This is a genomic window from Paraburkholderia sp. SIMBA_030, assembly GCF_046535245.1.
Lineage (GTDB): Bacteria > Pseudomonadota > Gammaproteobacteria > Burkholderiales > Burkholderiaceae > Paraburkholderia.
Genome location: NZ_JAWRXB010000023.1, coordinates 97,266 through 109,412, shown reverse-complemented (window position 1 = coordinate 109,412; position 12,147 = coordinate 97,266). Strand labels below are relative to the sequence as shown.

General features: G+C 62.4%; 11 protein-coding genes, 1 tRNA gene and 2 pseudogenes. 4 read left to right on the top strand and 10 right to left on the bottom strand.

Annotated elements, in window-relative coordinates:
• Positions 1 to 2: 2 nt before the first annotated feature.
• The 9 genes and pseudogenes from SB772_RS32240 to SB772_RS32200 form a co-directional block, all read right to left on the bottom strand.
• Positions 3 to 506, bottom strand: coding sequence for a YgjP-like metallopeptidase domain-containing protein (locus SB772_RS32240; RefSeq protein WP_410837192.1), 504 nt, complete (start codon positions 504 to 506; stop codon positions 3 to 5).
• Positions 507 to 658: 152 nt separating this feature from the next.
• A complete protein-coding gene (locus tag SB772_RS32235; protein ID WP_410837191.1) occupies positions 659 to 2,056 on the bottom strand; it encodes an aspartate aminotransferase family protein in 1,398 nt (465 codons plus the stop codon).
• Positions 2,057 to 2,081: 25 nt separating this feature from the next.
• Complete coding sequence (locus SB772_RS32230; protein ID WP_410837190.1) at positions 2,082 to 3,563, bottom strand: NAD-dependent succinate-semialdehyde dehydrogenase; 1,482 nt, start codon at positions 3,561 to 3,563, stop codon at positions 2,082 to 2,084.
• Positions 3,564 to 3,696: 133 nt separating this feature from the next.
• Positions 3,697 to 3,795: pseudogene (locus SB772_RS32225) on the bottom strand (Lrp/AsnC family transcriptional regulator); the annotation flags it as partial.
• A 10-nt stretch (positions 3,796 to 3,805) separates the two neighbouring features.
• Entirely contained in the window at positions 3,806 to 4,834 is a 1,029-nt protein-coding gene (gene doeB / locus SB772_RS32220) for a N(2)-acetyl-L-2,4-diaminobutanoate deacetylase DoeB (protein WP_410837189.1), read from the bottom strand.
• A gap of 5 nt (positions 4,835 to 4,839) precedes the next feature.
• Positions 4,840 to 6,063, bottom strand: coding sequence for an ectoine hydrolase DoeA (gene doeA / locus SB772_RS32215; RefSeq protein WP_410837188.1), 1,224 nt, complete (start codon positions 6,061 to 6,063; stop codon positions 4,840 to 4,842).
• A 10-nt stretch (positions 6,064 to 6,073) separates the two neighbouring features.
• Positions 6,074 to 7,066, bottom strand: coding sequence for a cyclodeaminase (locus tag SB772_RS32210; RefSeq protein ID WP_410837187.1), 993 nt, complete (start codon positions 7,064 to 7,066; stop codon positions 6,074 to 6,076).
• Position 7,067: 1 nt separating this feature from the next.
• A complete protein-coding gene (gene eutB, locus SB772_RS32205) occupies positions 7,068 to 8,033 on the bottom strand; it encodes a hydroxyectoine utilization dehydratase EutB (RefSeq protein ID WP_410837186.1) in 966 nt (321 codons plus the stop codon).
• Positions 8,034 to 8,108: 75 nt separating this feature from the next.
• Positions 8,109 to 8,438 (bottom strand): annotated as a pseudogene (locus SB772_RS32200) (PLP-dependent aminotransferase family protein); the annotation flags it as partial.
• Between the two features lie 266 nt (positions 8,439 to 8,704).
• Between SB772_RS32200 and ehuB the strand changes: the two are divergent.
• The 4 genes from ehuB (at position 8,705) to ehuA (ending at position 11,888) form a co-directional block, all read left to right on the top strand.
• Positions 8,705 to 9,559, top strand: a complete 855-nt coding sequence (ehuB, locus tag SB772_RS32195) for an ectoine/hydroxyectoine ABC transporter substrate-binding protein EhuB (protein WP_410837185.1) — start codon at positions 8,705 to 8,707, stop codon at positions 9,557 to 9,559.
• 100 nt (positions 9,560 to 9,659) lie between these two features.
• Entirely contained in the window at positions 9,660 to 10,331 is a 672-nt protein-coding gene (ehuC, locus tag SB772_RS32190) for an ectoine/hydroxyectoine ABC transporter permease subunit EhuC (RefSeq protein WP_410837184.1), read from the top strand.
• Positions 10,328 to 10,987 (top strand): ectoine/hydroxyectoine ABC transporter permease subunit EhuD, encoded by a 660-nt coding sequence (gene ehuD / locus SB772_RS32185; RefSeq protein ID WP_410837183.1) that lies wholly within the window; start codon positions 10,328 to 10,330, stop codon positions 10,985 to 10,987. Before ehuC ends, ehuD begins: the two co-directional genes overlap by 4 nt.
• Positions 10,988 to 11,060: 73 nt before the next feature.
• Positions 11,061 to 11,888, top strand: a complete 828-nt coding sequence (gene ehuA / locus SB772_RS32180) for an ectoine/hydroxyectoine ABC transporter ATP-binding protein EhuA (RefSeq protein ID WP_410837182.1) — start codon at positions 11,061 to 11,063, stop codon at positions 11,886 to 11,888.
• A 70-nt stretch (positions 11,889 to 11,958) separates the two neighbouring features.
• Here the strand turns inward: ehuA and SB772_RS32175 are convergent.
• Positions 11,959 to 12,043 (bottom strand) — tRNA-Leu (locus SB772_RS32175).
• Positions 12,044 to 12,147 lie beyond the last annotated feature (104 nt).

Below are 12,147 nucleotides of genomic sequence, written 5' to 3'. Positions count from 1 at the left end.
GTCTAGATCCGGTTTTTTGTCAGATCGCGATGCGTCAGGTATAGGCGCAGGTCGAATTCGATCTGGCGGTAGCCCGGTTGCATGAACTCGCAGAGGCGGTAGAACGCTTTGTTGTGGTCGCTCTCTTTCAGGTGGGCGAGTTCGTGCACGACGATCATTTTCAGGAATTCCGGCGCCGTGTCCTTGAATAGCGAGGCGATGCGGATTTCTTTTTTTGCTTTGAGTTTGCCGCCTTGCACGCGGGAGATGCTCGTGTGAAGGCCTAACGCGTGACGTACGACATCGAGCTTGCTGTCGTAGACGACTTTGTTGATTTGTTCCGCGCCGCGGAGATGTTCGCGCTTCAACTCTGCGCAGTAGTCGTATAGCGCGCGATCTGTTTGCACTTCATGCGTGTCGGGGTACCTCTGGGCGAGGTAGTGCCCGAGTTGCCGGTCGGCTATCAGCTTTTTGACTTTTTCCTGTAGCGGGGCTGGGTAGCCGGTCAGGTATTTTAAGTGTTGCATGTCTGGTTGCGGGTAGCGATTGGTTGGGAGCGTTCTCACAGTAGACCATCACAAACTCCTCGCCAAGTCCTGATAGTTCAGCGCGAGAAAACACAAACGACAAGGCCCGCGCTTCAGGCGGGCCTTTTTCATCGCGGCGCGCGCCGGATGTCTCAGCGTGCCGTCGCCGCGCCGATCACCTGATTTGCCACTGCATCGACGGACTGACGCACGATCCCCACGATCTCGTCCACTTCGGCCCGCGTCGTGACAAGCGGCGGCGCGAAGCCAAGGATGTCACCGTGCGGCATCGCGCGCGCGATCACCCCGCGTTCCAGCGCTGCGGCCGACACCTTCGGCCCAACCTTCAGCGCTGCGTCAAACGGCTTGCGGTCTTCCTTGTCGGCCATGAATTCGAGCGCCGCGAGCATACCCGCACCGCGCACTTCGCCGACGAGCGGATGATTGTCAAACGCGACGTGCAGTTGCGCGTTCAGATAGCCGCCTACCTCGGCCGCGTTTTGCGTCAGGTTCTCGCGCTCGAGAATATCGAGGTTCGCGAGCGCGGCGGCCGCACAGATAGGGTGCCCAGAATAGGTCCAACCGTGTCCCATCGCGCCGTATTCCTGCGAGCCTTTCTCGATCACCTCCCACACTCGCTCCCCAACGATCACGCCCGAGAGCGGTGCATACGCGCTCGTCAAGCCCTTGGCGACGGTGATCAGATCTGGCTGGATGCCGTAGTGCTGCGCGCCCATCTTCGAGCCAAGGCGTCCAAAGCCGCACACGACTTCATCGGAGATCAGGAGGATGTCGTGCTTCCTGAGCACCTGCTGGATCGCGGACCAGTAGCCCTGCGGAGGCGAGATGATGCCGCCCGTGCCCATCACCGGTTCGGCGATGAACGCAGCGATCGTGTCAGCGCCTTCGCGCGCGATCAGCTTCTCAAGTTCCTCTACGCAATACCCGGTGAACTGCGCCTCGCTCACGCCGGCGGGCGCCTGACGATACCAGTGCGGGCAGACCGTGTGCTTCACACGATCGATCGGCAAGTCGAAGTTCTGGTGAAAACTCGGCAGGCCTGTCAGGCTGCCGGTCACGATGCCCGAGCCATGATAGCCGCGCTCGCGCGAAATAATCTTCTTCTTGTTGGGGCGCCCGAGCACGTTGTTGTAGTACCAGACGATCTTGATCTGCGTTTCGTTGGCATCCGAACCAGACATGCCGTAGTAGACCTTCTTCATGCCGGCCGGCGACCAGTCGATGATGCGCGACGACAGTTCGACGATCGTATCGGTCGAGTGGCCGACATACGTGTGGTAATACGCGAGCTCCTTCGCCTGCTCGTAGATCGCATCGGCGACTTCGGTGCGGCCATAGCCGATGTTCACGCAATAGAGGCCCGCGAAAGCATCGATGTAGCTTTTGCCCTGGTGATCCTCGATGCGGATGCCCTTCGCACCCGTCACGATCTTGCCCGGCAGCGCGCCGCTCGCGTGATCGTGTGCATGGGTCGACGGGTGCATGAAGTGCGCGCGGTCGGCGGCAAAAAGTTGATCGAGTTTGGTCATGTGCTTCTCCTTTGATTCATTTCGATTAGAGTGCGGCGGCGGTCAGCGGCAGGCCGAGACCGCCGAGGCAGAAGTATTTCGTTTCGACGAACGGCTCGAAGCCCTCCGATCCGCCTTCGCGGCCGAGGCCCGACGCCTTCATGCCGCCGAACGGGATCGGCGCACCGGTGAACTTGATGCCGTTCACCGATACCATCGCGAAGTCGAGCCGCCGCACGAGCTGGAAGATCGTGTCCACGCGCGTCGCGCAGACGTAAGCCGCGAGGCCGTACTCGGTGTCGTTCGCACGTGCGATCGCTTCGTCGAGCGTGTCGAATGACGAAATTGCCGAGGTGGGCGCGAAGTTTTCTTCGTCATAGATGCGCATGCCGGGCTTAGCATCGGCGACGACAGTCGGTTCGAAAAACCATCCGCCGAGCGCGTGTGGATTGCCGCCCACCGTGACGCGCGCACCCTTCGCCTTCGCGTCGGCAACGCGTGCGGCCGTGGTATCGAATGCGGCCTGATGCATGAGCGGACCGACATCGACGTTCGCGTCGAACGCGGCGCCAACCCTGAGCGAGCGCACCGCTTCACTGTATTGATCGACAAAGCGCTCGTACAGCGGCGCCGCAACAAAGATGCGATTGGCGGCGCAGCAGTCCTGGCCCGAGGTCTGGAACTTCGCACCCACCGCGACACGCACCGCCTGATCGAGGTCAGCGTCTTCGGTCACGATGAACGGTGCATTGCCACCGAGTTCAAGCGCGAGCTTCTTGATGCCCGACTCTGCCGCCGCACGCGCAACGAGACCGCCGACGCGCGTCGACCCGGTGAAGCTCACCGTGCGCACGCGTGAATCCCGCACGAGCGTGTCCATTGCCATCTGCGGCTCGCCGAGCACGACGTTGAACACGCCGGCCGGAAGACCCGCCTCCTCCGCCAACTGCGCAAGCGCGAGCGCGGAAAACGGTGTTTCGTGCGCGGGCTTGACGACCGTCGTGCAGCCCGCGGCGATTGCCGCCGCGGCCTTGCGCGTGATCATCGCGACCGGAAAGTTCCACGGTGTGATCAACGCGGCGACGCCGACCGGCTCCATCACCGTGCCGAGATGTGCGCCATCGATATGCGTCGGAACGGTGCGGCCCGCGAGACGTTTGGCTTCGTTGGCAAACCATTCGACAAAGCTCGCCGCATACGCGATCTCACCGCGCGCTTCAGGAAGCGGCTTGCCTTGTTCGAGCGACAGAATGCAGGCGAGATCATGCTGATGACGCAGGATCAGTTCATGCCAGCGCAACAGCAACGCGCTGCGCTTTTCCTGCGGCACCCAACGCCATGTTTCGAAGGCGTGCTGTGCAGCGTCGACCGCGGCTTCGATCTGTGATGCTTCGAGCATCGGCACATGGCCGATCACGCTCTGATCGGCGGGATTCTGGACAGCGATCGTCGCTGCGCTGTCGCTATGCACCCAGCGGCCATCGACATAGCAAAGCGATTTGAATAGAACGGGATGACCCAGCAACATGAACCTCTCCTGATTTCTGAAAGTGGTGAAATCGATACGTCCCACTTTAAAGCGCTCAACCCTTTCGATTTTTTTGTTATCGACCGCAATATTTGAGTTTTTTTCTGATCCTCACGCGGTTTTCATCAGTTTTTCAGGCCCAGTCCGGCACCTCGTCCGGCGTGCTTTTCACGACCTTCGCAACGACATAGGTGAAGTACCGTTCGATGCCGGGTTCGTCCACGAGCAACGTGTGATCACCTTTAGATGGCCACCGGAATGTTTCGCTCGACGATGTCCGCAACGACGGCCACGGTATCGCCGATCTGCACGAGCCCCGGGAAATGCCGCGCCGCGAGCAGACCCCCGCGCCGCGCGCGGTATTCGACGGCAGGCGCACCGGTTCGCGTCGTGTCGTAGACCCGCGCGAGCACGTCGCCCCCCTGCACGATCTCCCCCAGATCACGGCACATTTCGAGCAGGCCGCTGTGTTCGCTCGTCGTGTAGCAGGTGCCGTCGGGCATGTCGAGCAGGGTGGTCGTGCGATTGACCTCGCCGTTCGCGAACGTATCCCTGTCGAGCACGCCCGCATGCGCGAGAAAGCCGTACACACCCCGCTCGGCGATCGCGACGCTCGCGGCCGTGGCCGATCCGCCGCCGCCGAGCTCCGTCGATACGAACACTTTGCCCGCGTCTTCCACGGCGGTATCGAACAGGCCGACGTTATCGAGCTCGAGCATGCGCATCGAATACGGCGCGCCGAACGCGCGCATCGCGGCTTCACAGCGCGCCTGCTGCGACGCATCCGGCAACACGTGGATCGCGGCGAACGGCACGAAATCGAGCGTCCGGCCGCCCGCGTGGATGTCAAGCACGTAATCCGCGAGCGGCAGCAAATGCCGCTGAAAATAGTCGGCGATCTTCTCGGTTACCGTGCCCTCGGGCTTGCCCGGAAAGCTGCGATTCAGATTGCCCGCATCGATCGGCGAAGTCCGCGTACCCGCCTGGAACGCCGGAAAATTCATGACCGGCACGACGATCACACAGCCGGTGACATCGCCCGCCTTCAACGTCGAAGCGAGTTTCGACAGCGCAATCGGGCCTTCATATTCGTCGCCGTGATTGCCGCCCGTAAGAAGCACGGTCGGTCCTTCGCCGCGCCTGATCACGGTGATCGGAATCATCACCGCGCCCCAAGCGGAATCGTCGCGCGAATACGGCAGTTTCAGGAAGCCGTGCTGCTCGCCGTCGGCGAGCAGGTCGACCGTTGGCTGAATCGGAGACGCACGCATTCGCTCTACTCCTTCACGAACAGTTTGCGAGGTGTATTGCAGAATGTTTCGACACCCGTGTCCGTAATCAGGATGCTCTCCGTGATTTCGAGGCCCCAGTCGTCAAGCCACAGCCCCGGCATAAAGTGAAACGTCATGCCGGGTTCGAGGACTGTCTTGTCCCCCGGACGCAGGCTCATCGTGCGCTCGGCCCAGTCAGGCGGATAGCTCGCGCCGATCGGATAGCCGCAGCGACTGTCCTTCTCGATGCCCGACTTGCGCAGCACCGCGAAGAACGCGTTGGCGATGTCCTCGCACCGGTTGCCCGGCCTGGCAACCGCAAGGCCCGCTTCGATGCCTTCGACCACGGCCTTTTCCGCTTCGATGAAATGCTGCGGCGGGCGGCCGAGGTATACGGTGCGCGATTGCGGGCAGTGGTAGCGCTTGAAGCAGCCCGCGATTTCGAAGAACGTGCCGGCATTGGCCGTGAACGGCGAATCGTCCCAGGTCAGGTGCGGCGCCGCCGCATCGGAGCCCGTCGGCAACAACGGCACGATGGCCGGATAGTCGCCGCCATGACCCTCCACGCCCGTGATGCCGGCCACATAAATCTCGGCGACGAGATCGCTCTTTTTCATGCCCGGCTCGATCTTCTCGACAATGCGCGCATGCATCTTCTCGACGATCCGCGCCGCAACGCGCATGTACTCGATCTCGCGCGGCGACTTGACCGCGCGCTGCCAGTTCACGAGCGCGGTCGCGTCGACCCACTGCGTATTCGGCAGGTTCCTCGCAAGAGACGCATACGCCGCGGCGCTGAAGTAGTAGTTGTCCATCTCGACGCCGATGCGGCACCTGCCCCAGCCGCGCGGCTCGATGACTTCGCTCGACAGATAGTCCATTGGATGACGCGCCGGCGACTGCACGTAGTGATCCGGATAACCGACGATCTGATCGTGCGCCATGAACACGGTGCGCTTCGCGCCGTTCGCGTCCTGCCCGCGGCCGAACCAGACCGGTTCGCCTTCCATCGCCAGCAGCACGCACTGGTGCACATAGAACGACCAGCCGTCATAGCCGGTCAGCCATGCCATGTTGGTCGGATCGGTGACGATCAGAAGATCGATTCCCGCTTTCTGCATCGCGCGCCGCGTCTTCGCGATGCGCGCGTCGTACTCGCTGCGTTCGAACGGCAGGCGCAAAACCGGCGCGCTTGCCTTCGGTCTTTCCTGTTGCGTTATTTCGGACATCGTCCCCTCTTCAGAGCGTCACGTCGTTGTTGAAAATGGTTCCTGCGCCGGCTTCGCGTGCACGCGCGATCGCGAGCGCGGCGATCGCCGTGTCCTGCGCGCCCGTGCCGGTGAGATCGCAGATCGTCACGTCAGCGTCGCTCGCGCGGCCGGTTGCCTGCCCTGCGATGACCTGACCGAGTTCGGCAAACGTCGCATCGGCGGCAACCACACCGGCATCGATTGCGTGATGCAATTCGCCGAGCACGCGGGTCTGCTGCAGGCGGTCGCAGATGTAGCGCGCTGCCTTGAACACGGCGGGCGCGAGTTCGTTCTTGTGCTCCGCATCCGAACCCATCGCGGTGATGTGCAGGCCGGGATGCAGGTCATGCGCGCGGATCAAGGGTTCGCTGCCCGGTGTGGTCGTGACGGCAATATCCGCGTGCTTTAGCGCGTGATTCACGCTATCCGCGACTTCGCATCGAACGCCTTTGATATCCTGCGCGAAGCGTGCGGCGCGGTTCGGATCGCGCGCCCATACCGTTACGTGCTCGATGTCTCGCACGAGCATCAGCGCTTTCAGTTGCAATCGCGCCTGCTCGCCTGCGCCGATCACCGCGACGCGCGTCGCATTGCGCTTCGACAGCCAGCGCGCGGCAACCGCGCCCGCCGCCGCAGTGCGCACCGCGGTCAGATAGCCATTGTCGAGCAGGACAGCTTCAGTCAAGCCCGTGCGCGCCGACAACACCAGCATCAGTCCATTGAGACTCGGAAGCCCGAGCGTCGGATTATTGAAGAAACCCGGGCTCACCTTGATCGCGAAGCTTTCGAAGCGCGGCAGATAGGCCGTCTTCACGTCGACTTCTCCCGCATATTCGGGAATGTCGAGGCGAAGGACCGGCGGCATCGCGACGGCTTCGGTCGCGAGCGACCGGAACGCGGCTTCGACCTGCTCGATGGCGGCGAGATCGAGCGGCACGAGCGTGCGCAACTGCGCCTCGCCGAGGATGGAAATGGACGACATGTCACAGTACTCCGATGAGACGGCGATGCAATTCGATATCGATATTGCCGCCACTGACGATAATCACGAGCGGTCCGCTCTCGTCACCCAGCACGCGATCCAGCACGGCCGACATGCCGACAGCCGCAGCACCCTCGACGACGAGACGCTCCTCGCGATATGCATGCACGATGCCGCGCGCGATCGATGCTTCATCGAGCAGCACGACACGATCGATGAGGTTGCGTGTCAGCGCGAACGTGTGCCGGTTGTCGAGTCCGATGCCGCCGCCGAGCGAATCGGCAAGCGTTTCGACTTCATCGACGAGCACCGGCTTTCCCGCCGCCAGGCTCGCGTGCATAGCGGCGCCGCGCGCCATCGTGACGCCGATCATCCGGACTTTCGGCTGGATGCTTTTCGCCGCAAGCGCGACACCGCTGAACAATCCTCCGCCCGATAAGGGCACGACAACCGTCGCGACATCGGGCAACGCTTCGAGAATTTCCAGGCCAATGACGGCTTGCCCCGCGATCACGCGCGGATCGTCGAACGGCGGCACGAATGCGAAGCCTTCTTCGCGCACAAGCCGCATCGCCTCGGCCTGCGCATCGTCCTGACTGTTGCCGGCGATCACGATGCGCGCGCCGAGCGCGGCGACGGCATCGACCTTGTTCTTCGGCACGAGCGACGACATGCACACGGCCGCCTCGATCCCGAGCGCGCGCGCTGCGTGAGCGAGCGCCCGGCCATGATTGCCCGTCGATGCGGTCACGACACGCCTCACGCCCTGTTCCGCGAGTTCGGCGAGCGCGTTCGTCGCGCCGCGCAGCTTGAAGCTGCCGGTCGGCTGAACGGTTTCGAGCTTGAAATAAACCGGTGCGCCGACGATCCGTGCAAGCGCCGGCGACTCAACGAGCGGCGAGCGGCAGACGCGCCCTTCGATGCGTTGGCGCGCGCGATAGACATCGGCAAGCGAGATGGCGGACATGTGGCGGATGCGTTGAGTTCCAGTGCAACCGAGTCTAATGTCCTAAAAAATCCTTTCTGATTGTCCTAGTTCATTTCAGGTGAAATCGTGCACGTGCGGATATTGTTCGAATACGCCGCGAATCGTTTCGACAGCTGCCCTGAACATGCTTTCGCTTACCTCCGCGCCAACGCACAGACGTACTGCGTTCGGTTTATCCGCGCCGCGCACGACAAACGGATCGGGCGAGGTCAGCGCGATGCCGCGATTGCGCAGTTCGCGGGTGATGCGATCGGCCTGCCAGTTATCCGGCACGCGCAGCCATACCGACAGCGCATGCGGATGACTGCCGAGCACATAGGAGCCGAGCACGTCGCGCACCACCGCCTGCCGTGCGGCAAGCCGTTCGCACCGCCTCGCGCCACCGCTCGTTCACTGTTGCCTCCGTCATCGCCTGCTTTTCACGCCTCCATAGTGGTGCAAAAGGCGGTTCGAAAATTATTGTCCTAGAGCAATCGGAACAAATATATGGCTTTGTATGCTGCACTCATTGCTGTGTTGCGCGACAAGGGAAAACGGCTTCCAGCAAGGCTTCTAAGGGTTTGCGAGCATTTTGGCAAGAGCGCTGGAGCTTAGTACGGCGCGGCGCAAGCAATCACGCGATGAAACACGAACCACGAGACGGGATCTACATGAAATCCAAGCGAGTATCTGGAATGCTGGGAGCACTTTGTCTCGCAGCAACGGGGCTGGCGGTACATGCGCCGGCCGCGAACGCCGAAACCACGCTGCAGCGCATTCAGCGCACGGGCGAGGTGCGCATCGGTTACGCAAACGAAAGTCCGTTCGCCTACACGACGCCCGACGGCACCGTGACCGGCGAATCGCCCGAGATCGCAAAGAAGGTCTTCGCGAAGCTCGGCGTGAAGAAGGTCGATGCGGTGCTGACTGAATGGGGCGCGCTGATTCCCGGCCTGCGCGCCGGCCGCTTCGACGTGATCGCGGCAGGCATGTACGTGACGCCGGCGCGCTGCACGCAGGTGGCGTTCGCCGATCCGCAATACCAGATCCAGGACTCACTGCTGGTGCTGAAAGGCAACCCGAAGAATCTGCACAGCTACGCCGACGTGGGCAAGCAACCAGACGCGAAACTTGCGGTGATGGCCGGATCGGTGGAGCTGGGATATGCGCGCGAGTCCGGCGTGAAGGACCCGCAGGTGCTGCAAGTGCCCGACACGACCGCGCAGTTGCAGGCGGTCCGTGCCGGTCGCGCCGATGCCGCAGCCGGCACGGAGCTGACGATGAAGGGTCTCGCCGCAAAGGGCGGACCGCAAGTCGAGGCGATCCAGAAGTTCACCGACGATCCGAAGCACACGGGCTACGGCGCGCTCGCGTTCCGCCCCGAGGACACGGATCTGCGCGACGCCGTGAACAAGCAGTTGCATGCGTGGCTCGGCACGGATGATCACTTGAAGACGGTCGCACCGTTTGGCTTCGACAAGAACAATCTTCCGACCAGGAAAACCGCGGAGCTTTGCGGCGGCTGATGACCGAACCCGGCGCGCAGCGGTCTCGTGCAGTAGCGCGCCCCCCCCCAATTGACGGCGTACCGTAACGCGTCGGAAAGAATGGAAGCCAGGAACCGCCATGCGTGAACTCATGCCCCTGTTGATGAAGGGCACCCTTGTCACCATCGAGATCGCGATCTGCAGCATTCTGCTCGCGATCGTGATGGCAGGCATCGCTACCGCGCTGCGCACGGCGCCATGGCGAGTGGTGCGCTGGATCGGTAACGTCTATGTCGAGGTGTTCCGCGGCACGTCCCTGCTCGTGCAGCTGTTCTGGTTCTTCTTCGTGCTGCCGCTGCCGCCCTTTCATGTCGAACTGACGCCGTTCACCGTGGCGATCGTCGGCCTCGGGCTGCACTATGGCGCGTACGGCTCGGAGATCCTGCGCGGCGCGCTGCGCTCGGTACCCGGCGGCCAGTATGAAGCTGCGCTCGCGCTCAACATGCCCGCGAAGACGCGCATGCGCCGCATCGTGTTGCCGCAGGCAATGATCAACGCGCTGCCGCCCGCCACCAACCTGATGATCGAGTTGCTCAAGGGCACGTCGCTCGTGTCGCTGATCACGCTCTCCGACCTCACGTTCCGCGCGCGCCAGCTCGATGAAGCCACGTTCAAGACCGCTGGGATATTCACGCTGACGCTCGTGATCTACTTCGTGCTGGCGCAGATCATCGCGACCGTGATGCGTCACTTCGAACGGCGCGTCAGCAGTCACATCGTTCGCCGCACCGCGCCGGGGATCGCCAAATGACCCATCTATTCGACCTGCAATACGCGCTGCACATCCTGCCCGACCTGATGCGCGCGTCGATGTACACCATTGGCATCACGCTCGTCGGATTTGCCGTCGCCCTCGTGCTCGGACTCGTCCTCGCGATTCTGCGGCGCAGTGAAATTCAGGCCATATCCAAGACGACCGCGCTCATTGTCGAATTCATTCGCAGCACGCCGCTCCTGATCCAGGTGTACGTGCTCTTCTATGTGGCGCCGATCTATGGCATCACGATGTCGGCGCTGACCGCCGGCACGATCGGCATCTCGGTGCACTACGCGTGCTACGTGTCCGAGGTTTATCGCGCGGGCCTGAACGGCGTCGCGCGCGGCCAGTGGGAAGCGGCGTGCGCGCTTTCGCTCTCGCCGTGGCGCACGTATAGCGGAGTGATCCTGCCGCAGGCGATCCGCTCGGTCATTCCCGCGCTCGGCAACTATCTGGTCGCGATGTTCAAGGACACGCCGGTGCTCTCCGCGATCACGGTTGTCGAACTGATGCAGCAGGCAAAGAACATCGGCTCGGAGACGTTTCGCTATCTCGAACCGATCACGATGACTGGCCTGTTCTTTTTATTGATCAGCGTGACGTTCGCCTCCGGCGTGCGCCACCTCGAACGCCGCCTGAGGCTGCCATGAAATCGAATCCGCAGGTCTTCGCAACTCACATACAGCCAGGTGGTGAACGGTGATGCAAGTTCAGGAGCAGCAGATGAAACGGGATCTCGACCCTGCACTCGGTGCAGCAGCCGGACAAGCGCAAGACGCCCTGCCGATGGTCAGCTTCAAAGGCGTGACGAAACGCTACGGTTCACTCACGGTGCTCGACGAGCTGAACCTCGACGTGGCGCGCAACGAGAAAGTCGCGATCATCGGGCCGAGTGGCTCAGGCAAGTCCACCCTGCTGCGCGTACTGATGACGCTCGATCCACTGACCGATGGCGTGATCGAAGTGGAAGGCGAACCGCTCACGCACATGTGGCGCAACGGCGTGCTCGTGCCCACTTCGGAGCGGCACGTGCGGCAGGTGCGCAGTAAGATCGGCATGGTGTTCCAGAGCTTCAATCTCTTTCCACACATGACTGCGATTCAGAACACCATCGAAGCACCGTTGCACGTGCTCGGCATGTCGAGGAAGGATGCGACCGAGCGCGCCCGCGAGCTTCTCTCGATGGTCGGCCTCGCCGACAAGTGCAATCACTATCCGTCGCAGTTGTCCGGCGGGCAGCAGCAGCGCGTGGCTATCGCGCGCGCACTCGCGATGCGCCCGAAAGTCATGCTCTTCGACGAAGTGACCTCGGCGCTCGATCCCGAACTGTGTGGCGAAGTGCTGAACGTGATCCGCAAGCTCGGCGAGGAGCACAACCTGACGATGCTGATGGTCACGCACCAGATGGGCTTCGCGAAAGAATTCGCCGATCGCGTATGCTTCTTCTCACAGGGCAAGATCGCCGAGCAGGGAACGCCACAGCAGTTCTTCTCCGCACCGCAGCAGGAGCGGACGCGGCAGTTCCTGCGCGCGGTGACGGAGGCAATGTAGGCACGGCCCGGTTCCTGGGCGCGGTGTTCAAGGGTTTAAGGAATTTCCAGGAATCGGGCGGAATACTTTCTGGTGCCGGGGACCGGACTCGAACCGGCAAGCCGTGAAGCGGCGGATTTTAAGTCCGCTATGTTTACCAATTTCATCACCCCGGCAAGGGCGGACGCGATTCTACCATTGTGCCGCGAGCGCACCAAACTAGCCGGAGCCGCGCCAAACGACCCACGGCCCAGGCGGCACGCCGCAATTTTAGCGTCAT

What these genes read in the sequence shown, in the direction of transcription:
- SB772_RS32240 (WP_410837192.1), bottom strand. Translation starts at nt 506, where the DNA reads ATGCAACACTTAAAATACCTGACCGGCTACCCAGCCCCGCTACAGGAA.
- SB772_RS32235 (WP_410837191.1), bottom strand. Translation starts at nt 2,056, where the DNA reads ATGACCAAACTCGATCAACTTTTTGCCGCCGACCGCGCGCACTTCATG.
- SB772_RS32230 (WP_410837190.1), bottom strand. Translation starts at nt 3,563, where the DNA reads ATGTTGCTGGGTCATCCCGTTCTATTCAAATCGCTTTGCTATGTCGAT.
- doeB (WP_410837189.1), bottom strand. Translation starts at nt 4,834, where the DNA reads ATGCGTGCGTCTCCGATTCAGCCAACGGTCGACCTGCTCGCCGACGGC.
- doeA (WP_410837188.1), bottom strand. Translation starts at nt 6,063, where the DNA reads ATGTCCGAAATAACGCAACAGGAAAGACCGAAGGCAAGCGCGCCGGTT.
- SB772_RS32210 (WP_410837187.1), bottom strand. Translation starts at nt 7,066, where the DNA reads ATGTCGTCCATTTCCATCCTCGGCGAGGCGCAGTTGCGCACGCTCGTG.
- eutB (WP_410837186.1), bottom strand. Translation starts at nt 8,033, where the DNA reads ATGTCCGCCATCTCGCTTGCCGATGTCTATCGCGCGCGCCAACGCATC.
- ehuB (WP_410837185.1), top strand. Translation starts at nt 8,705, where the DNA reads ATGAAATCCAAGCGAGTATCTGGAATGCTGGGAGCACTTTGTCTCGCA.
- ehuC (WP_410837184.1), top strand. Translation starts at nt 9,660, where the DNA reads ATGCGTGAACTCATGCCCCTGTTGATGAAGGGCACCCTTGTCACCATC.
- ehuD (WP_410837183.1), top strand. Translation starts at nt 10,328, where the DNA reads ATGACCCATCTATTCGACCTGCAATACGCGCTGCACATCCTGCCCGAC.
- ehuA (WP_410837182.1), top strand. Translation starts at nt 11,061, where the DNA reads ATGAAACGGGATCTCGACCCTGCACTCGGTGCAGCAGCCGGACAAGCG.